Raw genomic sequence first — 21,412 nt, forward strand, 5'->3', positions numbered from 1 at the left:
AGATGTCTCTTTCGATCCATCATCGTTTTGCGAAAATTTGAGAGACTCGAACACACCTTCATCTGCCCTTATTACGGAGAGCAGACACAGTGTGTCGTTTCAATTTTCAGCTTGATCCAGATTTTTAAAGAGCAAAACTTCGCAGCGCACCTTCGCAGGTACACTCTGAAGTTTTTGTGTTGTCGCAGTAAAAGGATGGTGGAGCTATGCGGGATCGAACCGCAGACCTCCTGCGTGCAAGGCAGGCGCTCTCCCAGCTGAGCTATAGCCCCATCGTAGTTAAATCTCTTCAAATTTGCGTCGCAAATTTGGTAGGCCTGAGTGGACTTGAACCACCGACCTCACCCTTATCAGGGGTGCGCTCTAACCACCTGAGCTACAAGCCTGCAGAGATTTTTTACTGCTTACTTTTCATCAGACAATCTGTGTGGACACTACAAAGGCAGGTTCTTTAAGGTAAGGAGGTGATCCAACCGCAGGTTCCCCTACGGTTACCTTGTTACGACTTCACCCCAGTCATGAATCACAAAGTGGTAAGCGCCCTCCCGAAGGTTAAGCTACCTACTTCTTTTGCAACCCACTCCCATGGTGTGACGGGCGGTGTGTACAAGGCCCGGGAACGTATTCACCGTAGCATTCTGATCTACGATTACTAGCGATTCCGACTTCATGGAGTCGAGTTGCAGACTCCAATCCGGACTACGACGCACTTTATGAGGTCCGCTTGCTCTCGCGAGGTCGCTTCTCTTTGTATGCGCCATTGTAGCACGTGTGTAGCCCTACTCGTAAGGGCCATGATGACTTGACGTCATCCCCACCTTCCTCCAGTTTATCACTGGCAGTCTCCTTTGAGTTCCCGGCCGGACCGCTGGCAACAAAGGATAAGGGTTGCGCTCGTTGCGGGACTTAACCCAACATTTCACAACACGAGCTGACGACAGCCATGCAGCACCTGTCTCAGAGTTCCCGAAGGCACCAATCCATCTCTGGAAAGTTCTCTGGATGTCAAGAGTAGGTAAGGTTCTTCGCGTTGCATCGAATTAAACCACATGCTCCACCGCTTGTGCGGGCCCCCGTCAATTCATTTGAGTTTTAACCTTGCGGCCGTACTCCCCAGGCGGTCGACTTAACGCGTTAGCTCCGGAAGCCACTCCTCAAGGGAACAACCTCCAAGTCGACATCGTTTACGGCGTGGACTACCAGGGTATCTAATCCTGTTTGCTCCCCACGCTTTCGCACCTGAGCGTCAGTCTTTGTCCAGGGGGCCGCCTTCGCCACCGGTATTCCTCCAGATCTCTACGCATTTCACCGCTACACCTGGAATTCTACCCCCCTCTACAAGACTCTAGCCTGCCAGTTTCGAATGCAGTTCCCAGGTTGAGCCCGGGGATTTCACATCCGACTTGACAGACCGCCTGCGTGCGCTTTACGCCCAGTAATTCCGATTAACGCTTGCACCCTCCGTATTACCGCGGCTGCTGGCACGGAGTTAGCCGGTGCTTCTTCTGCGAGTAACGTCAATCGATGAGGTTATTAACCTCACCGCCTTCCTCCTCGCTGAAAGTACTTTACAACCCGAAGGCCTTCTTCATACACGCGGCATGGCTGCATCAGGCTTGCGCCCATTGTGCAATATTCCCCACTGCTGCCTCCCGTAGGAGTCTGGACCGTGTCTCAGTTCCAGTGTGGCTGGTCATCCTCTCAGACCAGCTAGGGATCGTCGCCTAGGTGAGCCATTACCCCACCTACTAGCTAATCCCATCTGGGCACATCTGATGGCAAGAGGCCCGAAGGTCCCCCTCTTTGGTCTTGCGACGTTATGCGGTATTAGCTACCGTTTCCAGTAGTTATCCCCCTCCATCAGGCAGTTTCCCAGACATTACTCACCCGTCCGCCGCTCGTCACCCAGGAGCAAGCTCCCTGTGCTACCGCTCGACTTGCATGTGTTAGGCCTGCCGCCAGCGTTCAATCTGAGCCATGATCAAACTCTTCAATTTAAGTTTGATGCTCGTGAATTAAACTTCGTAATGAATTACGTATGTTCACTCAGAGACTTGGTATTCATTTATCGTCTTGCGACGTTAAGAATCCATGTCACTTTGAGTGCCCACACAGATTGTCTGATAAATTGTTAAAGAGCAGTGCAACGCGGCTTTCGCTCACCGTTGCGAGGTGGCGTATATTACGCTTTCCTCTTTCAGAGTCAAGCGATAATTTCACGCTTTTCTCTGCTGACCCGGCGGCTTGTTTGCCGTTGTTCCGTGTCAGTGGAGGCGCATTATAGGGAGTTCTTCGGCGGTGACAAGCATAAATCTCAAAAAGTTTTCCGTTCGCTTATTTTTCACACTTTACGTTTATTAAAGCCGCGAACTGCGGGTTAATTGCGCGATTTCCCGGGCGAAACTGGCCACCTGCGACCAGTCGGTGTAGACCACTTCTTTGCGTGTATCCGTTTCGCCGCCGGTCATCTTCATAATAAGACGGATCATAAAGCGATCGTACCAGCGATAGCGTGGATAACGCAGAGCACCGGCAAAGACGGCACAGGCCGCTGGCTTCCAGGGCGAGTTCAGCAAGAACTTACGCGTGTAGCTATTGGTCTGCGGGGTACGCTTTTCTGCTTTACGCGCCACCAGGTTCACCGAAAAGAAAGCGCCCGGCAGGCTGTTCAGCGTTGCCGTATGCTTTTTCACAAAGCGATCCACCGCTGGATGGAAATGGCCGTAGCGGATAGAGGCGCCGATCACCACGCGGTCATACTCCTGCCACGCAATCTCTTCGGTGCGGTTCAGGTTAATGACGTCGGCATAGATGCCCTGCTCTTTTAACTCAGACGCCAGGAAAGCGGCAATCTCGCGCGTTTGTCCGTCGCGGGTCGAAAATAGAATTAATGTTTTCATAAATGGCTCCCTTTATTCGCGCCAGAATGTTGGCGTAAAGAGGACCAATAACGTAAAGACCTCAAGACGCCCGAACAGCATGTTGGCAATCAGGATCCACTTCGCGGTCGGATTCATGCTGGCAAAGTTATCTGCGACCACGCCAAGGCCGGGTCCCAGGTTATTCAGTGTGGCCACAACAGAGGCAAACGCCGAGAAGTCATCCACCCCCGTCGCGATAATCGCCAGCATGCTGACGATAAAGACCAGTGCGTAGGCGGAAAAGAAACCCCACACCGCTTCGAGAATACGTTCCGGCAGCGCGCGGTTACCCAGCTTGATGCTGTAGACCGCATTCGGGTGCACCAGACGTTTAAGCTCGCGGTTGCCCTGCTTGAACAGAAGCAGGATGCGGATCACTTTCAAGCCACCGCCCGTCGAACCGGCACAGCCGCCGATAAAGGCCGAACAGAGCAGCAGGACCGGCAGGAACAGCGGCCAGCGCGCAATGCTGTCGGTGGTAAAGCCTGCGGTCGTCGCCATCGATACCACCTGGAAGAAGGCCTGGTTCAGGGTGGTAACTGCCGAAGCATAGACATCGTGTAGCCACAGCACCAGAGTACAGATCACCACCAGCGTCAGCTGCACGCCGATAAACATGCGGAATTCCGGATCGCGCCAGTAGACCTTCAGGTTACGGCCACTGAGTAAAGAGAAGTGCAGACCATAGTTACAGCCGGAGATCAGCAGGAAGATTGCAATAATGGTGTTGATGGTCGGGCTGTCAAAATAGCCGATGCTGGCATCATGGGTGGAGAACCCGCCAATCGCGATGGTGGCGAAGCTATGGCCGATAGCGTCAAAGGCCGGCATTCCGGCAAACCACAGCGCCAGCGCACAGGCGACGGTCAGCAGCACATAGATGAGCCACAGCGTTTTGGCCGTCTCGGCGATACGCGGACGCATCTTGTTATCCTTCAGCGGCCCCGGCATCTCTGCCCGATAGAGCTGCATCCCCCCGACGCCCAGTATCGGCAGGATCGCCACGGCTAATACGATGATTCCCATCCCGCCGAACCACTGCAGCATCTGCCGGTAAAAGAGGATGGCATGGGGAAGTGAATCCAGCCCCACCAGCGTGGTAGCCCCGGTGGTAGTCAGCCCGGAGAAGGATTCAAAGAACGCATCGGTAATAGTCAGGTTGGGCTGTTCAGAAAAAATGAAGGGTAATGCTCCCACGCTGCCCAGCACGGTCCAGAACAACACCACGATAAGGAAGCCTTCGCGGGATTTCAGCTCCCCCTTCTCACGGCGGTTAGGCCACCACAGCAGGGAGCCAATCATCAGCGCGACGAAAAAGGTCTGCGTAAAGGCCCGGCCCGCACCATCCCGATAAATAAGCGCCACCAGTCCGGGGAGGATCATCGTCCCGGAAAAGAGTATGACCAGCAATCCAACGATTCGGGTTATGGCACGAAAATGCATCTCTGCCGCTTCCTTAGGTATTCAAAAAGTAAGGTGGGGATTATTCTTCAATCGGCCGTAATTGCAACGAACCACGACTAAAATCAGCCAGTTTTGCTGAGAATGCCGGAAGCGATGCCTGGGGTAGCGCCACACGTAATTGCACCGCCGCCTGGTAATCACTGTGCACGATCAGGCCCTGATACAGCTTCAGCAACGATTCGATGCCGGATAACTGGGCGTAATCGCACAATAAAGTATATTCGGTAAGTGGCGTTTTGCGGATCGTTGTCAGTTGATTCAGCGCCTGCTGGACGCCGCCGCCATAGGCTTTAACCAGCCCGCCCGTTCCCAGTAATACGCCGCCGTAGTAACGCACCACGACGGCGGTGATTTCTCCCACGCCGCTGCCCATTAACTGAGAGAGCATCGGTTTGCCCGCCGTGCCCGCCGGTTCACCATCATCCGAGAACCCCAGCTTCTGTGAATCATCAGGGGGCCCGGCCACCCACGCCACGCAGTGGTGGCGGGCGTCAGGATGTTCTGCCCGTACTGACTCAACAAAAGCCTTTGCCGCCTCCACGCCGTCGGTATGCGCCAGCAACGTGATGAAACGGCTTTTTTTGATCTCTTCCGTAAAGGTGACCGGCGCTGCCGGTATGAGCCAGCTTTCCATTACGCCAGCTTCAGATCTCGCGTCATGTTTTCAGTACCGTTTTCATGGATCACCACGTTATCTTCGATACGGATGCCACCAAACGGCTTCAGCGCCTCAATTTTCTGCCAGTTGAAGTGCTTGCTGAACTGCCCTTCACGCCACGGCGCCAGCAGGGACTCAATAAAGTAGATCCCCGGCTCGATGGTCAACACCATGCGCGGCTGCAGAATGCGGGTGCAACGCAGGTAAGGATATTTGGACGGCGCGGCCAGATGCGTACCGGTGTCATCCTGCATGAAGCCTGCGGTGTCGTGCACCTGCAGACCCAGCGGGTGGCCGATACCGTGCGGCATAAACGGCCCGGTCAGGTCGTTTTCCACCATCGCCTCTTCGCTCATATCGCTGACGATCTGATGCTTACGCAACAGCTTCGCAATACGCTGATGGAACTGAACGTGGTAATCCACGTAGCTCACGCCAGCCTTCATGGTGGCGATCAGGGCCAGCTGCTCGTCATTGACGTCTTTGATCAGCTGGGCGAATTCGGTATCGCTGTTCCCGGCCCAGGTACGGGTCAGGTCCGCGGCATAGCCGTTGTACTCCGCACCGGCATCCAACAGGAAGCTGCGCATTTCGGACGGCGCACGGTGATCGAGTTTAGTGTAGTGCAGCACCGCTGCGTGCTCATTCAGCGCCACAATGTTGCTGTATGGCACATCAATATCACGATGGCCAGTAGCCGTCAGGTAAGCCAGGTTAATATCGAACTCGCTCATGCCGGACAGGAAAGCTTCATGCGCCGCACGATGGCCGTTGACCGCCGTTTTTTGCGCTTCACGCATGCACGCCAGCTCATAGTCGGTCTTATAGGAGCGATAGTAGTGCAGATAGTCGATAACGCCTTTCGGGTTGATGTTATCCGCTGAGATCTCCAGACCGCGCGCACGTTCTGGAACCGGGCCAATATAGCCGATGTTGCCGCGGGCAGCAGGTAACTGGCTGCCAATGCCGTCGGCTTTCGGCAGGGCAATCACCTCGATCTCTTCTGTCCAGAAGGAGGTCGGCAGCGGTTCCACGTTGTGCCAGTAATCCACCGGCAGATAGAACCACAGTTTCGGCTTGTTCACGCCATCCACCAGCAACCAGCAATTGGGAACCTGGGTTACCGGCACCCAGGCTTTAAATTGCGGGTTCACCTTGAAGGGATAAGCGTGATCGTCGAGAAAGACATTGAACAGTTCGCCGGAGTGGATGAGTAAGGCATCCAGCTTGAAGCGAGCCAGTACGTCGCGGGTACGTTCCTGTAACGTAACAATGTGATTTTTATACAGCGCGGCCAGTGAGTCCATCATTCTTCCTTTTGTCTTGACCTCAAGTCACCGCATCTTAGCACACCTCAGAAAGGCTGCGTGATCTCCGCCGAGCGTGATCAGACCTACAATTATTTAATGACTAATTTGCATTTCATTAACACAAAACCCACACTCCGAATCATCTGGTATGACCAGATCCAATTGCTGGATTCAGGAGACCGACATGCTCTACAAAGGCGACACCCTGTACGTAGACTGGCTGGAAGGTGGCATTGCCGAACTGGTGTTCGACGCCCCCGGCTCAGTGAATAAACTGGACACCGCAACCGTGGCCAGCCTTGGCCATGCGCTGGACGTGCTTGAAAAAGAGTCCGACTTAAAAGGTCTGCTGCTGCGTTCTGAGAAAGCGGCATTTATCGTCGGCGCAGACATCACCGAATTCCTCTCCCTGTTCCTGGTCCCTCAGGAGCAGTTGAGCCAGTGGCTGCATTTTGCCAACAGCGTCTTTAACCGCCTGGAAGATCTGCCGGTCCCGACGATCTCTGCCGTTAATGGCTATGCGCTGGGCGGCGGCTGCGAATGCGTGCTGGCCACCGATTACCGTCTGGCCACCCCGGATCTGCGCATCGGCCTGCCGGAAACCAAACTGGGCATTATGCCGGGCTTTGGCGGTTCAGTCCGTCTGCCGCGCCTGCTGGGTGCCGACAGTGCCCTGGAGATCATTGCTGCCGGTAAAGACGTGGGTGCCGATCAGGCGTTAAAACTCGGTCTGGTGGATGGCGTGGTTAAGCCTGAAAAACTGCATGAAGGGGCATTGGCCATTCTGCGTCAGGCGATCAACGGCGACCTCGACTGGAAAGCGAAGCGTCAGCCGAAGCTGGAGCCGCTGCACTTAAGTAAAATTGAAGCCACCATGAGTTTCACTATCGCCAAAGGCATGGTGATGCAGACGGCGGGTAAACACTATCCGGCGCCGATCACCGCGGTGAAAACCATCGAAGCGGCCGCACGACTCGGCCGTGACGAAGCACTGAAATTAGAAAACCAAAGCTTCGTCCCGCTGGCTCATACCAACGAGGCCCGCGCGCTGGTCGGTATTTTCCTCAACGATCAGTTCGTGAAGGGCAAAGCGAAGCAGCTCACCAAAAATGTCGAGACGCCAAAACAGGCGGCGGTACTGGGCGCAGGCATTATGGGCGGCGGCATCGCCTACCAGTCGGCCTGGAAAGGCGTGCCGGTGGTGATGAAAGACATTAACGAGAAGTCACTGACACTCGGCATGACCGAAGCCGCCAAGCTGCTGAACAAACAGCTCGAACGCGGCAAGATCGATGGCCTGAAGCTCTCCGGCGTGATCTCCACGATTCATCCGACCCTGGAATACAGCGGTTTCGATCGCGTGGATGTGGTCGTCGAAGCGGTGGTCGAAAACCCGAAAGTGAAAAAAGCGGTACTGGCAGAGACGGAAGACAAGGTGCGCCCGGATACGGTACTAGCGTCCAACACCTCCACCATTCCAATCAGCGAACTGGCCAGCGTCCTCAAGCGCCCGGAAAACTTCTGCGGCATGCACTTCTTTAACCCGGTGCACCGTATGCCGCTGGTTGAAGTGATCCGCGGGGAGAAAACCTCTGACGAAACCCTCGCCAAAGTCGTGGCCTGGGCCAGCAAGATGGGCAAAACCCCGATTGTGGTAAATGACTGCCCGGGCTTCTTCGTCAACCGCGTGTTGTTCCCGTACTTTGCCGGCTTCAGCCAGCTGCTGCGCGACGGGGCGGATTTCCGCAAGATCGACAAAGTGATGGAAAAACAGTTTGGCTGGCCGATGGGCCCGGCCTATCTGCTGGACGTGGTCGGGATTGATACCGCGCATCACGCCCAGGCGGTGATGGCGGCAGGCTTCCCACAGCGGATGCAGAAAGATTACCGCGATGCCATCGACGCCCTGTTTGAATCGAACCGCTACGGTCAGAAAAATGGCCTCGGCTTCTGGCGTTATAAAGAAGACAGCAAAGGCAAACCGAAGAAAGAGGAAGACGCTGCCGTGGATAGCCTGCTGGCAGAAGTCAGCCACGCGAAGCGCGATTTCAGCGACGAAGAGATTATTGCCCGCATGATGATCCCGATGGTCAACGAAGTGGTGCGCTGTCTTGAAGAGGGCATCATCGCCAGTCCTGCGGAAGCGGATATGGCGCTGGTCTACGGCCTGGGCTTCCCTCCGTTCCACGGCGGCGCGTTCCGCTGGCTGGATACGCAGGGTAGCGCCCGCTATCTGGATATGACGCAGCAGTATGAGCATCTCGGCGCGCTGTATCAGGCTCCGGAAGGTCTGCGTACCAAAGCGCGTAATAATGAAGCGTACTATCCCCCGGTTGAGCCTGCCCGTCCGGTTGGCGCACTGAAAACGGCTTAAGGAGTCACAATGGAACAGGTTGTCATTGTCGATGCAATTCGCACCCCGATGGGCCGTTCGAAGGGCGGCGCATTTCGTAACGTGCGCGCGGAAGATCTCTCCGCACATTTAATGCGTAGCCTGCTGGCGCGCAACCCGGCGCTGGACGCCACCGCGCTGGACGATATCTACTGGGGCTGCGTGCAGCAGACCCTGGAGCAGGGTTTTAACATCGCCCGTAATGCGGCCCTGCTGGCGGAAATCCCGCACTCGGTACCGGCTGTCACCGTCAACCGCCTGTGTGGTTCGTCAATGCAGGCCCTGCACGATGCGGCACGCATGATCATGATCGGCGATGCGCAGGTGTGCATGATTGGCGGCGTGGAGCACATGGGCCACGTGCCAATGAACCACGGTGTCGATTTCCATCCCGGCATGAGCCGCACGGTAGCGAAAGCCGCGGGCATGATGGGCCTGACGGCAGAGATGCTCTCCCGCCTGCACGGTATCAGCCGTGAAATGCAGGATAGCTTTGCCGCCCGCTCTCACGCCCGTGCCTGGGCCGCGACGCAGTCCGGCGCGTTTAAAAATGAGATTCTGCCCACCGGCGGTCACGACGCCGATGGCGTGCTGAAGCAGTTCTATTTCGACGAAGTGATCCGCCCGGAAACCACCGTTGAAGCACTCTCGACGCTGCGGCCGGCTTTTGATCCGGTAACCGGCACCGTGACGGCGGGCAGCTCTTCCGCCCTGTCTGATGGTGCGGCGGCGATGCTGGTGATGAGCGAAAGCCGCGCCCGCGAGCTGGGCCTGACGCCGCGCGCCCGTATCCGCTCGATGGCGGTAGTGGGTTGCGACCCGTCAATCATGGGTTACGGCCCGGTGCCGGCCTCAAAGCTGGCACTGAAAAAAGCCGGGCTCTCCACCAGCGATATCGACCTCTTCGAGATGAACGAAGCCTTCGCCGCGCAGATCCTGCCGTGCATTAAGGATCTGGGGCTGATGGATCAGATCGACGAGAAGATTAACCTCAACGGCGGTGCCATTGCACTGGGTCACCCGCTGGGTTGTTCCGGAGCGCGTATCAGCACCACCCTGATTAACCTGATGGAACGCAAGGATGCCCAGTTTGGTCTGGCGACCATGTGTATCGGGTTGGGCCAGGGGATCGCGACAGTGTTTGAGAGAGTGTAATAAAAAGCCGGGTCGCAGAGCGGTCCGGCGAAGATTTAGTTGCCGTTTTCCCGCCTGTCAGGGGCGGGTTTTTTTATTCTGAACGGTGTATTCTGAGGACGCGCATTCAATGACGAATGCCTTTCAATTAAGGATGATGAAGATGAAAAAAAGCGTATCTGCGCTCGGCCTTTCACTACTTTTCTGCGTATCCCACACGTTTGCCCAACAGCCCGTCGCAGACGATCGTCTGATGGCAAATCATTGTCTGAGCGAAATCCAGGCCCTGTACAAAACGAACCCGGAAGTCATGGCATTACTTGAAGGGACGCGCGTGAAAGACAATAGCGTTGCGCTCGATCGCTACGATGCGAAGGTTGGCAGCCAGCACATTGCCTCAGAACTGAAAGCCACCGTCGAGCGCCGCGATCGGGTCGTCGGGCAGATCCTGTGCCTGCTCGACGAGGATAAAATTCTCTACAAAACCTTCTTTAACACCGAACAGCACTAAGTGGTGCGGCGGCGCGTCAGATAAACGCAAACGCGTCGCCAAACAGACGATCTTCCCGCGCACCGCGCTCATTGCAGAACAGGTCCCGGGCAATTTTTGCCATTTCGAAACGACCGGCAATGTAGATGTCGTGATTGACCAGCGTGCCATGATCCTGCAGTACCGCCGTTAACACGGTGCCACTGCGACCGCGCCAGCCCTCTTCCGGCTGCTCAACCACCGGCTCAACGCGCAGGTTCGGGTGGGTCACGCTCAGCGCTTCCAGCTCAGAGAGATCGTAGAGATGCTTCGCCTCGCGACCGCCCCAGTAGATGGTGATGTCGCGGTCCGGGTTTCGCGCCAGCGCCGTCAACAGAATGGAACGCACGTAGGAGAAACCGGTGCCGCCCGCAATCAGGATCAGCGGACGTTCTTCGTCATCGCGCAGCCAGGCTTCGCCGTGAGGAATATCAATCTCGATCTCATTCTCTTTCAGGATGCGATCCATCACCGCCATCGCATACAGGTTAAGCTCTGACGCCCCAATGTGCAGCTCGATAAACTCTTGCTCGTCCGGCGTCGAGGCCATTGAGAAAGGGCGCTTATCCCGCTCATCCATCACCACCATTAAATACTGGCCAGCGCGGAAGGAGAACGCCGATTCAGGTACTAAACGGACGCGATATACGGTGTCGGTGATAGCGTCTACCGAAGTCACTTTACAGCTTAAGGTTGTCATTCGCTCTCTCTGTCGGGAAGTCTAAAGGGCATAACGGCGCATTCAGGCGTCTTTACCGTTATTCATTATGGCCAGTTCATCCCAGATCGCGTCAATTCGCGCAGTCACCTCAGGATCCTTTTTGATCGGACGACCCCATTCACGTTGGGTTTCGCCGGGCCATTTATTGGTGGCATCCAGTCCCATTTTTGAGCCAAGACCGGAAACCGGCGAGGCAAAATCCAGATAATCAATGGGCGTGTTTTCAACTAACACGGTATCGCGTGCCGGATCCATACGGGTGGTAATGGCCCAGATCACGTCATTCCAGTCACGGGCGTTGACGTCATCATCGCAAACGATCACAAATTTGGTATACATAAACTGGCGCAGGAAAGACCATACGCCCATCATCACCCGTTTAGCGTGACCCGCATACTGCTTCTTAATGGTTACCACCGCCAGGCGATAGGAGCAACCTTCCGGCGGCAGATAGAAATCAACGATTTCCGGGAACTGCTTTTGCAGGATCGGCACAAACACTTCGTTCAGCGCCACGCCGAGCACCGCAGGTTCATCCGGCGGACGGCCCGTGTAGGTGGAGTGGTAAATGGCATCTTCACGCTGGGTAATGTGCGTCACGGTAAACACCGGGAAGCTGTCGATTTCGTTGTAATAGCCGGTGTGGTCGCCATAGGGCCCTTCCGGGGCCATCTCACCCGCCTCGATATAGCCTTCGAGTACGATTTCAGCGCTGGCGGGCACTTCCAGATCGTTCGATACGCACTTCACTACTTCGGTTTTGGTGCCGCGCAGCAGCCCGGCAAAGGCGTATTCCGACAGGGTGTCTGGCACCGGGGTGACCGCACCGAGAATGGTGGCCGGATCGGCGCCCAGCGCCACGGCGACCGGGAAGCGTTCGCCCGGATGGGCCGCGCACCACTCCTGGAAATCAAGCGCGCCGCCGCGATGCGACAGCCAGCGCATAATCAATTTATTCTTACCAATCAGCTGCTGACGATAGATGCCGAGATTCTGCCGCTCTTTATGCGGACCGCGCGTGACGGTCAGACCCCAGGTGATCAACGGGGCCGCGTCTTCAGGCCAGCACTGCATGATCGGGATACGCGTCAGATCGACCGCGTCGCCTTCCACGATTTTCTGCTGGCAGGGTGCGCCGCGCAGACGTTTGGTCGGCATGTTCAGGACTTGCTTAAACTGCGGCAGCTTATCGAAGAGATCGCGAAAGCCTTTAGGTGGCTCAGGCTCTTTTAAAAAGGCCAGCAGCTTACCCACTTCACGCAACGCGCTGACATCCTCCTGCCCCATTCCCATCGCCACACGTTTTGGTGTGCCAAACAGGTTGCAGAGCACCGGCATGGTGTAGCCTTTCGGATTTTCAAACAGGAGCGCTGGCCCACCCGCACGGAGTGTGCGGTCGGCAATTTCTGTCATCTCCAGATAAGGATCGACAGGAAGGGTGATGCGTTTGAGTTCGCCCTGCTTTTCCAGCAGTTCCAGGAAGTCGCGTAGATCGTTGTATTTCATGCAGTTAGTCAAGCTCTCTCTGTAAGCGTTTCATTATACGGCGTAAGACTGCCTGATGCTGTATTTTTGTTAAATAAGCGTGAAGATTCACGGCTTCTTCTGCGTACGGCCATTATAATCAGCTTAGCGATCCCGCCAGGGTTTTGATATGCTTGCCGGCATAACAAGCGGAAAAGAGTCATTATGCAGGCCTGGTATTTACTGTATTGCAAGCGTGGGCAACTTCAACGTGCTCAGGAACATCTGGAACGCCAGGCGGTGAACTGTCTGACGCCTGCGATCACGCTGGAAAAAATGGTCCGTGGTAAACGCACCACCGTCAGTGAACCACTGTTCCCTAACTACCTGTTTGTTGAATTCGACCCCGAAGTGATCCACACCACCACCATCAATGCGACGCGCGGTGTCAGCCACTTTGTGCGCTTTGGCGCGCACCCGGCTACGGTGCCCTCTTCCGTGATCCACCAGCTCTCGGTCTACAAACAGCCCGAAGGCATTACCGATCCCGACACCCCCTTCTCCGGCGACGATGTAGTGATCACCGAAGGGGCCTTTGAAGGACTGGTGGCCATTTTCGCTGAGCCGGACGGGGAAGCCCGCTCCATGCTGCTGCTGAACTTACTGAATAAAGAAGTGAAGCAGAGCGTCAAAAATACCAGCTTCCGCAAAGTTTAAAATTCGACGCCAAACAGACGACGCACGTTGTCATCCGTCTGCGCTGCCAGCCACTGCGCCTCTTCGCCGCGCCAGTGGGCGACCCGCTCAATAATATGACCCAGATGCGCCGGTTCATTGCGTCGCGATGCCGGTTTTGGACGGAGATCGCGCGGCAGCAGATAAGGTGCATCGGTCTCCACTAGCAGTCGATCGGCAGGAATAACCGGCAGCAGCTCGCGCAGTTCCAGCCCACGTCGTTCATCGCAGACCCAGCCGGTGATCCCCAGATACAAACCACGATCCAGACAGGCTATTGCCTCCTGCCGCGTGCCGGTAAAACAGTGCAGCACCGCGCCAGGGAGTTTATCCAGCCAGGGTTCCAGCAATGCCAGAAACCGTTCGTGAGCATCACGGCAGTGCATAAATACCGGCATGCCCAGCTCCGCCGCTAACGCCAGTTGGGCGCTAAAGGCATATTCCTGTTCGGCGGGGGTGGAGAAGTTGCGATTAAAGTCGAGACCACACTCGCCGATCGCTACCACTTCAGGGGAGGCGGCTAAGGCCCGGAGCGTGTCGGCACTCTGCGCCGTCCACTGGCTGCTGTCGTGCGGATGGACGCCCGCCGTTGACCAACAGCGGTCATAGCGCTGCGCCAGCTGCCGCGCCTGCTCGCTTTCGTGCAGGTTGGTGCCCGTCAGCAGTAAGCCGTTAACCCCGGCGGCGACGGCTCTGGCCACCACCTCGTCACGATCCTGGGCAAACTGCGGGCTGGTCAGGTTCAGACCGATATCAAACATACTGGCTCCCATATGACAACCGCCCTGGCGGGCGGTTGGGGTTACTCTTCTGTCCCTTCGGACTCTTCGTCGTGATCTTCACGTCGCTTGCCGGTATAGAAGCGCGCGAAGAAGACGCCGACTTCAAACAGGCAATACATCGGGATCGCCAGCAGGGTTTGCGAGAAGACATCCGGCGGTGTTAACAGCATGCCCACCACAAACGCGCCCACCAGAATGTATGGCCGTTTTTTGCGTAATTCCTCCGGGGTGGTGATCCCCATCCAGCAGAGCAGCACGATGGCAACCGGTACCTCAAATGCCACGCCGAAGGCCATAAACAGCGCCATCACGAAGCTCAGATAACTGGCAATATCGGTGGAAACCTGGACCCCTACCGGCGCGGTATTTGCCAGGAAGCCAAAGGCCAGCGGGAAGACCACAAAGTAGGCAAAGGCCATACCGATATAAAACAGCAGCGAGCTGGACACCAGCAGCGGGATCACCAGGCGGCGTTCATGCTTATACAGCGCGGGGGCAATAAAGGCCCAGACCTGGTAGAGGATCACCGGCGCTGAGGCAATCAGCGAGACCCAGAAAGTCAGCTTGATCGGCGTAAAGAAGGGCGATGCCACGTCGGTGGCGATCATGGTTGCCCCGAGCGGCATCTGTTTAATCAGGGGGGCAGAGACCACCTGATAGATGTCGTTGGCAAAATAGACCAGGCATAAAAAAATGAGCAAAACCGCAATAATGCAGTTCAGCAGGCGTTTACGCAGCTCGATCAGGTGCGTAATCAGCGGTTGAGTTTCATCTACTGCCATGTTTACGCTTTATCACTCGACGAGGGGGACGCGGCAGCCGCAGGTGCAGGCTTTTTCGTCGTTTCTTGTTTGGGGATCACCGGCTCGGCTGGCGCCTGTTCGGGCGCGGTAGCCTGATGCTCAGCAGTGGCAGGCGTCACGCCTTCATGCTGCGCTTCGTTATCTTTTACCAGCGGGTTGCGAATGGTATTGGCTTCGTCGCTCGCTTTTTCCGGATCGTTGACGCTGTAGGAGCGCTTCATGGATTCCGCCGCTTCACGCAGTTCGTCCATCGAGGCTTTCAGTTCCGGCGTCAGGTTATCCAGGCTCGCCTTTTCAACTTTTTTCAGGCTGTCCTGAAACTCCTGCAGCTTAAGCTCTTGCGCCAGCTCATTTTGCACCGTTGTCGCCAGCGATCGTAGCGCACGCACCCAGCCTGCAACCGTTTTTACCGCCACAGGCAGACGTTGTGGCCCCAGGACAATGAGGCCAATTACGAAGACCAGCAGCAGTTCACTAAAACCGATATCGAACACGAATTACACCTGCTCGTTATCGTGGCGTTTAGCATTTTCCTTTTTGGCGTCGTCTTGTTTATCAGCGATGGATTTAGCAGTGAAATCCGCATCCTGGCTGGATTTGTCCTGCTTCTCGTCATCATCTTTGATCGCTTTCTTGAAGCCTTTGATGGACGCACCGAGATCGGAACCGATAGAACCGAGTTTTTTGGTACCGAACAGCAGCACGACGATGACGGCAATGATCAACAATTGCCAGATACTGATACCACCCATACATCTTCCCCAGTTAGCGATGATTAATTAAACAGGCCGCATTATACGTTATGCGGCCCTGCTAGTGCGACGCAATTCAGCGCGTTCTGCGCCATCCGGCTATCCAGACAACCACGCCACCCGCCATCAACCAGGCAGGCATAAGCTCCCACTCAGGACGATTGATCAGCAGCAGCGTGCCGCTTAACAACAGTGTTGCTCCAATGCCAAACAGATACCGGGACTGCCCCTGACGTACATGGTTGGTTTGCAACTCGCGGGCAATTTTATCCACGCTGTGTTGCAAGTTTTTGCTCTGACGCAAACTGTCGTACACCAGTTCCGGAATTTCGGGCATTTTTTCAATCCAGAACGGGGCTTTCTCTTTCAGGGAGCGCACCAGCGCGGGAAGTCCCACCTGGTCTTTGATCCACGACTCAAGGAAAGGTTTTGCCGTTTTCCATAAGTCTAACTGAGGATAGAGCTGTCTCCCCACCCCTTCAACGTAAAGTAATGTTTTCTGAAGTAAAACTAACTGCGGCTGCACTTCCATATTGAAGCGACGAGCGGTATTGAACAGGTTCAGCAGCACATGGCCGAACGAGATCTCCGCCAGCGGCTTCTCGAAGATGGGCTCACAGACCGTACGAATGGCGAACTCAAACTCTTCAACGTTGGTATCCAGCGGAACCCAGCCGGAATCAACGTGCAGCTCGGCCACTTTGCGGTAATCGCGGTTAAAGAAGGCGATAAAGTTCTCGGCCAGATAGCGCTTATCTTCTTTGTTCAGCGAGCCGACGATACCGCAGTCGATGCCGATATACTGTGGATCTTCGGGATGCTCGTAGCTGACAAAGATATTGCCCGGGTGCATGTCGGCGTGGAAGAAGCTGTCGCGGAACACCTGGGTGAAGAAGACCTGCACGCCACGCTCGGCCAGCAGCTTCATGTTGGTGCCCTGCTTTTCCAGGGTGGCGACATCCGAGACCGGGATCCCGTAGATGCGCTCCATCACCATCATGTCCTGGCTGCAATAGTCGGAATAGACTTCCGGCACATACAGCATCGGGCTGTTTTCAAAGTTGCGGCGCAGCTGGATGGCATTCGCCGATTCACGCAGCAGGTTCAGCTCATCAATCAGCGTTTTTTCATACTCGCGCACCACTTCCATCGGACGCAGACGGCGTCCATCCGGCAGCAGACGTGGCACCCAGCGGGCCAGGCGGTAGATGAGTTTCATGTCGGCGCGGATGATCGGCAGAATATCCGGGCGGATCACCTTAATGACCACCTCTTTGCCGTTCTCTTTCAGCCGTGCGGTGTGAACCTGAGCAATGGAGGCCGAGGCCAGCGGCTGGATGTCAAAATCATCGAACCAGGTCTCAACCGGGAGATCGCCCATCGCTTTTTCAATCTGCTGCTTTGCCAGCTTACCGTCGAACGGGGCGACTTTATCCTGCAGCAGTGCCAACTGATCGGCGATCGCGGGCGGGAACAGGTCACGACGGGTGGAGAGCATCTGGCCGAACTTGATCCAGACCGGGCCCAGCTCCTGAAGCGCCAAACGCAGTCGCTCACCGAGCAGCTTGTCCTGATGGCGATTAGGCATCCAGAATAGCGTTCGCCGCCAGAGGCGCAGCGGCATAGTGAGGCGCATTCGGGGGATTAGCTCATCGAGCCCGTAGCTCAAAAAGGTGCGGATGATAAAGTAGAGGCGCCGAATTTCACCAGGCGTCATTTGCCCTCCAGTTTTTCAAGCCGTTTTGTCAGTGCATCAACCGCACGCTCAACCGCGGCGGTCTCTTCTGCGAACCATGCTGCTTCCAGTGGACCTGGTGCCATGCGCCACTCCTCAGTAAGCACTTCCCCGGCGTAACGCTGCTGGCGCTGAAAACCCTTCTTCAGGAACGAGGCGCCGCCGCGCAGTACTTTACTGATCCCTTCAGCGGCAATATCGCCCGTCCAGGGAGCCAGCAATTCTGCCGGGTCGAACTCGGCCAGATCGGCCAGTGAGACAAAGTTTTGTACCACCTGGATATCGCCTTCGACCTCCAGCTCGCCGCTGCGGATCAGGGCAGTGAGTTGCTGGCGATCGCGCAGTTTGGGCAGCGTGCTCATATGGGTGATGACGGAGCAGTCGGCCTCGCCTTCCCACTCACCGAGCACGTCGAGCTGACGCTCGCTGAATACCAGCACCAGCGGGGTCGAAAACTCTTTTAATACCACCCGCAGCACTTTGCCGTTCAGACGCTGACGCGCCGTTTTCAGCGCAGGAGACCGGTACAGAAAGGTATTGAGTACGTTTTCCACACCGGCTGTGATCAAGGGTTTAAACGGCATTCGCCACCTCCACTCAGAACTTATAACCGCGATGCAGCGCGACAACGCCTGCCGTCATGTTGAAGTAGTCAACATTGTCAAAGCCTGCATCCTGCATCATCGCTTTTAAGGTGTCCTGATTCGGGTGCATACGGATCGATTCGGCCAGGTAGCGATAGCTGTCAGCGTCGTTGGCAACCATCTCGCCAATGCGTGGCAGAATGTGGAATGAATAGGCGTCGTAAGCTTTGCTCAGCGGCTCAATAATCGGTTTGGAGAACTCCAGCACCAGCAGACGTCCACCCGGTTTCAGCACACGGTACATGGAACGCAGCGCTTTCTCTTTGTCGGTGACGTTACGCAGACCGAAAGAGATGGTGATGCAGTCAAAAGTGTTATCCGGGAAAGGCAGCGCTTCAGCGTTCGCCTGGACATATTCAACGTTGCCGACCACGCCAATATTGCGCAGTTTTTCACGCCCCATTTTCAGCATGGAGTCGTTGATATCAGCCAGCACAACGCGGCCCGTTTCGCCCACCAGACGCGAGAATTTCGCTGTCAGGTCGCCGGTACCGCCAGCCAGATCCAGCACGGTTTGTCCACGACGTACGCCGCTACAATCAATAGTGAAGCGCTTCCACAAGCGATGAATGCCGAATGACATCAGGTCATTCATTACATCGTACTTCGCCGCCACGGAATGGAATACGTGGGCCACCATGTCAGCTTTCTGCGCTTTAGCGACAGTCTGAAAGCCAAAGTGCGTTGTGTCTTGTGAATCTTCAACCATCTCAGAGCCTGCTTATCAGTCAAATGTTTGAGAAGTGTAACAGATTGGGCGCATTTGCCCTACGATTCAACCACCCCGGGAATAACGCTCCAGGGGGTCTGCCGACGCCTGGGCGCCTGCTAAGGTATTGTTTGTATTTTGAACGGGAGCATCACTGCGCAGCCGATATTCTTCATCTTGCGAGGTAGCCTGCTCGACCAATTCCGGATTAATCTCGCGTTTTACTTCCACGCCAAGGTCGCGGAACGATTCGGCCTGAGCCAGCAGGTTGCCGCGCCCGGAGGCCAGCTTTTTCATCGCCTGGCGGTAGTTATCCTGGGCGCGATCCAGGCTCTGCCCGACCGAGGTCATATCATCGACGAACAGGCGCATTTTGTCGTACAGGCGGCTGGCGCGATCGGCAATCTGCTGGGCATTACGGCTCTGATGCTCGTAGCGCCACAGATTCGCAATGGTGCGTAGCGCCACCAGCAGCGTGGTAGGGCTGACCAGCATAATGTTGTTTTTCAGCGCCTCGGAGATCAGCTCCGGCTGGCGATCCAGCGCCAGTAAGAAGGCCGGCTCAACCGGGATAAACATTAGCACATAGTCAAGCGAACGCAGGCCCGGCAGCTGCTGGTAATCCTTACGCCCCAGCAGACGAATATGGTTACGCACCGAGGCGATATGCTCCTGCAACGCCGCCTCGCGGGTGTAGTCGTCTTCGGCATTGAAGTAGCGCTCATAGGCCACGAGGGTCATTTTGGCGTCGATAACCACGTCCTTCTCCTGCGGAAGACGGACAATGACGTCAGGCTGCATTCGCGCGCGGTTTTCGGTTTCAATGCTGACCTGGGTTTGATATTCGTGACCCTCGCGCAGGCCAGAGGCCTCCAGCACGCGGGTCAAAACCACCTCTCCCCAGTTGCCCTGGGTTTTATTGTCCCCTTTCAGCGCCCGGGTGAGGTTGATCGCCTCCTGTGCCATCTGGGCATTCAGCTGCTGGAGGTTACGGATTTCATGGGCCAGCGTATGGCGCTCCCGCGCCTCCTGACCAAAGCTGTCCTGCACCTGGCGACGAAAGCCGTCCAGCTGTTCGCGCAGGGGCGACAGCAGGCCGCTCAGGCTCTGGCGGTTTTGTTCATCGACGCGGCGGTTGCTCTGCTCAAAGATGCGGTTGGCGAGGTTTTCGAACTGCTCACTCAGGCGCTGTTCGCTGTTCATCATCTGGCGGATTTTGTCTTCCGCATGCAGCTGGGTGGATTCCAGCCGGGTGGTCACTTCGCGCAGGTCGGCTTCCAGCGAGGTGTTGATATCCCGCAGATTGCGCAGCTCGTTGTTGAGCAGCTCGCACTCGTCGCGCCAGTGCCCGCTCTGGACGATGTTCTGTCTTAATGCACTGAGATCGGCCACCATCTCTTCACGTTCGGCAAGCTGATCGGCCTTCTGCTGCGCATGCTGATAGCTGGCGAACAACCAGCCCACACCTACGCTGACCAGCGCAATAACGACATAAAAAAGGATGGAAATATCCACGACGCCCCCTGCATCAAGGTATGACCCGCACAAAATAGAATTGTGCTGTATAAACGTCCAGTTTGAAAAGGGTTTTCTGCGAGGCGCTACGCAAAGAAAAAGGCCGAACAGGTCGGCCTTTGGCATAGAAAAGGGGAAATTACAGCAGGCGGCGGGCCGCTTCTACCACGATTTTCACCGCGTGGCTTTCGGTCTGCTTCATGGTCTCGGCGTTCGGGATCTCTTGCTGGGTACGGTTAACGATCACACCCGCAACCATACCGGCACGCAGGCCCTGGCTTGCGCACATGGTCAGCAGCGTGGCGGATTCCATTTCATAGTTCATCACGCCCATAGACTGCCACTCTTCCATCGAGCCTTTGAAGCGGTTCACTACGCGACCAGAGAAGGTGTCGTAGCGCTCCTGGCCCGGGTAGAAGGTATCAGAGGAGGCGGTCACACCAACGTGAGTCGTCGCGCCAACGGATTTCGCGGCTTCCACCAGCGCGGTGGTGCATTCGAAATCGGCTACTGCCGGGAACTCCATTGGGGCAAAGTGCAGGCTCGCGCCGTCCAGACGAACGGACGCGGTGGTGACCAGCACGTCGCCAACGTTGATGTGCGGCTGGATTGCACCGGTAGTCCCGATACGCAGGAAAGTACGGATGCCCAGCTGCGCCAGCTCTTCAACGGCAATCGAGGTAGACGGGCCACCGATACCGGTAGAGCAGACGATCACCGCTTTGCCATCCAGCTCTGCCCGCCAGGTCGTGAATTCGCGATGGGCTGCCAGCTTAACCGGCTTATCCATCAGCGCGGCGATCTTTTCCACACGCTCAGGGTCGCCAGGGACGATAGCGAGCGTAGCCCCTTGTAAATCGTTTTTAGTGAGGCCGAGATGAAAAACATCAGACTTAGACATAGAAAACTCCTCTGTGGGTCAGTTTGTCAGCAGAAGCAAAGCGGTACTTTACCGAAGGAACCGGCTTGTTTTCGTGACGGGCATCACCATGAATAAAATTGATTGCAGTTAATTACCATGAAATAGTGATTAACATCACATTAACGAGTTATATCGTTATCTGTTGCACAAAAGATAGCCTGTTTCGGGCACTGTGGATTGTTAACCTGCGGACTATATTTACTTTTGCGCTAATTGGTACGG

General features: G+C 56.0%; 19 protein-coding genes, 2 tRNA genes and 1 rRNA gene. 4 read left to right on the plus strand and 18 right to left on the minus strand.

Annotation, left to right across the window (positions count from 1 at the left end; all coding sequences use genetic code 11):
* Positions 1-196: 196 nt before the first annotated feature.
* The 7 genes from G7090_RS22415 to pepQ all read right to left on the minus strand — a co-directional run bounded on the left by G7090_RS22415 (position 197) and on the right by pepQ (position 6,350).
* Positions 197-272, minus strand: a tRNA-Ala gene (locus G7090_RS22415).
* A gap of 37 nt (positions 273-309) precedes the next feature.
* Positions 310-386 (minus strand) — tRNA-Ile (locus G7090_RS22420).
* Between the two features lie 71 nt (positions 387-457).
* Positions 458-1,997: ribosomal RNA gene (locus G7090_RS22425) — 16S ribosomal RNA — on the minus strand.
* Between the two features lie 360 nt (positions 1,998-2,357).
* Positions 2,358-2,900, minus strand: coding sequence for a menaquinone-dependent protoporphyrinogen IX dehydrogenase (gene hemG / locus G7090_RS22430; RefSeq protein ID WP_166184670.1), 543 nt, complete (start codon positions 2,898-2,900; stop codon positions 2,358-2,360).
* Positions 2,901-2,912: 12 nt separating this feature from the next.
* Positions 2,913-4,364, minus strand: coding sequence for a Trk system potassium transporter TrkH (trkH, locus tag G7090_RS22435; RefSeq protein ID WP_106995894.1), 1,452 nt, complete (start codon positions 4,362-4,364; stop codon positions 2,913-2,915).
* Between the two features lie 40 nt (positions 4,365-4,404).
* Positions 4,405-5,019 (minus strand): IMPACT family protein, encoded by a 615-nt coding sequence (locus tag G7090_RS22440; protein WP_106995895.1) that lies wholly within the window; start codon positions 5,017-5,019, stop codon positions 4,405-4,407.
* A complete protein-coding gene (pepQ, locus tag G7090_RS22445; RefSeq protein WP_166185540.1) occupies positions 5,019-6,350 on the minus strand; it encodes a Xaa-Pro dipeptidase in 1,332 nt (443 codons plus the stop codon). The genes G7090_RS22440 and pepQ overlap by 1 nt, the downstream gene beginning before the upstream one ends.
* A 187-nt stretch (positions 6,351-6,537) precedes the next feature.
* Here pepQ and fadB point away from each other — a divergent pair, with 187 nt between their 5' ends.
* From fadB to G7090_RS22460, 3 genes are all read left to right on the plus strand, one after another.
* Positions 6,538-8,727 carry a fatty acid oxidation complex subunit alpha FadB gene (fadB, locus tag G7090_RS22450; protein ID WP_166185543.1) on the plus strand — a complete coding sequence of 730 codons (2,190 nt, stop codon included), beginning with the start codon at positions 6,538-6,540 and terminating at the stop codon, positions 8,725-8,727.
* Positions 8,728-8,736: 9 nt separating this feature from the next.
* On the plus strand, positions 8,737-9,900 hold the full coding sequence (fadA, locus tag G7090_RS22455; RefSeq protein ID WP_166184673.1) for an acetyl-CoA C-acyltransferase FadA: 1,164 nt from the start codon (positions 8,737-8,739) through the stop codon (positions 9,898-9,900).
* 142 nt (positions 9,901-10,042) lie between these two features.
* Positions 10,043-10,390, plus strand: a complete 348-nt coding sequence (locus tag G7090_RS22460) for a hypothetical protein (protein WP_166184676.1) — start codon at positions 10,043-10,045, stop codon at positions 10,388-10,390.
* A gap of 16 nt (positions 10,391-10,406) precedes the next feature.
* On the opposite strand, the gene fre is transcribed toward G7090_RS22460, so the two are convergent.
* Positions 10,407-11,108 carry an NAD(P)H-flavin reductase gene (fre, locus tag G7090_RS22465; protein WP_106995900.1) on the minus strand — a complete coding sequence of 234 codons (702 nt, stop codon included), beginning with the start codon at positions 11,106-11,108 and terminating at the stop codon, positions 10,407-10,409.
* A 42-nt stretch (positions 11,109-11,150) separates the two neighbouring features.
* Positions 11,151-12,635, minus strand: coding sequence for a 4-hydroxy-3-polyprenylbenzoate decarboxylase (ubiD, locus tag G7090_RS22470; protein ID WP_106995901.1), 1,485 nt, complete (start codon positions 12,633-12,635; stop codon positions 11,151-11,153).
* Positions 12,636-12,818: 183 nt separating this feature from the next.
* On the opposite strand from ubiD, the gene rfaH reads away from it, so the two are divergent.
* Entirely contained in the window at positions 12,819-13,310 is a 492-nt protein-coding gene (rfaH, locus tag G7090_RS22475; RefSeq protein WP_106995902.1) for a transcription/translation regulatory transformer protein RfaH, read from the plus strand.
* Here rfaH and tatD read toward each other — a convergent pair.
* From tatD to udp, 9 genes are all read right to left on the minus strand, one after another.
* A complete protein-coding gene (gene tatD / locus G7090_RS22480) occupies positions 13,307-14,089 on the minus strand; it encodes a 3'-5' ssDNA/RNA exonuclease TatD (RefSeq protein ID WP_166184679.1) in 783 nt (260 codons plus the stop codon). The genes rfaH and tatD overlap by 4 nt on opposite strands.
* A gap of 41 nt (positions 14,090-14,130) precedes the next feature.
* Positions 14,131-14,892, minus strand: coding sequence for a Sec-independent protein translocase subunit TatC (tatC, locus tag G7090_RS22485; RefSeq protein ID WP_166184682.1), 762 nt, complete (start codon positions 14,890-14,892; stop codon positions 14,131-14,133).
* A gap of 2 nt (positions 14,893-14,894) precedes the next feature.
* Positions 14,895-15,407 (minus strand): Sec-independent protein translocase protein TatB, encoded by a 513-nt coding sequence (gene tatB / locus G7090_RS22490; RefSeq protein ID WP_166184685.1) that lies wholly within the window; start codon positions 15,405-15,407, stop codon positions 14,895-14,897.
* 3 nt (positions 15,408-15,410) lie between these two features.
* Positions 15,411-15,665 carry a Sec-independent protein translocase subunit TatA gene (tatA, locus tag G7090_RS22495; RefSeq protein WP_032615095.1) on the minus strand — a complete coding sequence of 85 codons (255 nt, stop codon included), beginning with the start codon at positions 15,663-15,665 and terminating at the stop codon, positions 15,411-15,413.
* Between the two features lie 76 nt (positions 15,666-15,741).
* Positions 15,742-17,382 (minus strand): ubiquinone biosynthesis regulatory protein kinase UbiB, encoded by a 1,641-nt coding sequence (ubiB, locus tag G7090_RS22500; protein WP_106995906.1) that lies wholly within the window; start codon positions 17,380-17,382, stop codon positions 15,742-15,744.
* Positions 17,379-17,984: a ubiquinone biosynthesis protein UbiJ gene (ubiJ, locus tag G7090_RS22505; RefSeq protein WP_106995907.1), complete on the minus strand. Its 606-nt coding sequence runs from the start codon at positions 17,982-17,984 to the stop codon at positions 17,379-17,381. Before ubiJ ends, ubiB begins: the two co-directional genes overlap by 4 nt.
* A gap of 13 nt (positions 17,985-17,997) precedes the next feature.
* Positions 17,998-18,753, minus strand: a complete 756-nt coding sequence (gene ubiE, locus G7090_RS22510; RefSeq protein ID WP_032615102.1) for a bifunctional demethylmenaquinone methyltransferase/2-methoxy-6-polyprenyl-1,4-benzoquinol methylase UbiE — start codon at positions 18,751-18,753, stop codon at positions 17,998-18,000.
* A gap of 66 nt (positions 18,754-18,819) precedes the next feature.
* Positions 18,820-20,268, minus strand: a complete 1,449-nt coding sequence (gene rmuC, locus G7090_RS22515; RefSeq protein WP_166184688.1) for a DNA recombination protein RmuC — start codon at positions 20,266-20,268, stop codon at positions 18,820-18,822.
* A gap of 139 nt (positions 20,269-20,407) precedes the next feature.
* The gene (gene udp / locus G7090_RS22520; RefSeq protein ID WP_106995909.1) at positions 20,408-21,169 is read right to left on the minus strand and encodes a uridine phosphorylase; all 762 of its coding nucleotides are present in this window, start codon (positions 21,167-21,169) and stop codon (positions 20,408-20,410) included.
* Positions 21,170-21,412 lie beyond the last annotated feature (243 nt).

Origin of the sequence: Leclercia sp. 29361, from assembly GCF_011290365.1 — a bacterium.
Taxonomy (GTDB): Bacteria; Pseudomonadota; Gammaproteobacteria; order Enterobacterales; family Enterobacteriaceae; genus Enterobacter; species Enterobacter tamurae.

Excerpts from the sequence above, each read along its gene's own strand:
- tatA (WP_032615095.1), bottom strand. The coding sequence starts at position 15,665 with ATGGGTGGTATCAGTATCTGGCAATTGTTGATCATTGCCGTCATCGTC.
- fadB (WP_166185543.1), top strand. The coding sequence starts at position 6,538 with ATGCTCTACAAAGGCGACACCCTGTACGTAGACTGGCTGGAAGGTGGC.
- G7090_RS22460 (WP_166184676.1), top strand. The coding sequence starts at position 10,043 with ATGAAAAAAAGCGTATCTGCGCTCGGCCTTTCACTACTTTTCTGCGTA.
- fadA (WP_166184673.1), top strand. The coding sequence starts at position 8,737 with ATGGAACAGGTTGTCATTGTCGATGCAATTCGCACCCCGATGGGCCGT.
- rfaH (WP_106995902.1), top strand. The coding sequence starts at position 12,819 with ATGCAGGCCTGGTATTTACTGTATTGCAAGCGTGGGCAACTTCAACGT.
- ubiJ (WP_106995907.1), bottom strand. The coding sequence starts at position 17,984 with ATGCCGTTTAAACCCTTGATCACAGCCGGTGTGGAAAACGTACTCAAT.
- tatC (WP_166184682.1), bottom strand. The coding sequence starts at position 14,892 with ATGGCAGTAGATGAAACTCAACCGCTGATTACGCACCTGATCGAGCTG.
- ubiD (WP_106995901.1), bottom strand. The coding sequence starts at position 12,635 with ATGAAATACAACGATCTACGCGACTTCCTGGAACTGCTGGAAAAGCAG.
- trkH (WP_106995894.1), bottom strand. The coding sequence starts at position 4,364 with ATGCATTTTCGTGCCATAACCCGAATCGTTGGATTGCTGGTCATACTC.
- tatD (WP_166184679.1), bottom strand. The coding sequence starts at position 14,089 with ATGTTTGATATCGGTCTGAACCTGACCAGCCCGCAGTTTGCCCAGGAT.
- ubiB (WP_106995906.1), bottom strand. The coding sequence starts at position 17,382 with ATGACGCCTGGTGAAATTCGGCGCCTCTACTTTATCATCCGCACCTTT.
- fre (WP_106995900.1), bottom strand. The coding sequence starts at position 11,108 with ATGACAACCTTAAGCTGTAAAGTGACTTCGGTAGACGCTATCACCGAC.
- pepQ (WP_166185540.1), bottom strand. The coding sequence starts at position 6,350 with ATGGACTCACTGGCCGCGCTGTATAAAAATCACATTGTTACGTTACAG.
- G7090_RS22440 (WP_106995895.1), bottom strand. The coding sequence starts at position 5,019 with ATGGAAAGCTGGCTCATACCGGCAGCGCCGGTCACCTTTACGGAAGAG.
- udp (WP_106995909.1), bottom strand. The coding sequence starts at position 21,169 with ATGTCTAAGTCTGATGTTTTTCATCTCGGCCTCACTAAAAACGATTTA.
- hemG (WP_166184670.1), bottom strand. The coding sequence starts at position 2,900 with ATGAAAACATTAATTCTATTTTCGACCCGCGACGGACAAACGCGCGAG.
- ubiE (WP_032615102.1), bottom strand. The coding sequence starts at position 18,753 with ATGGTTGAAGATTCACAAGACACAACGCACTTTGGCTTTCAGACTGTC.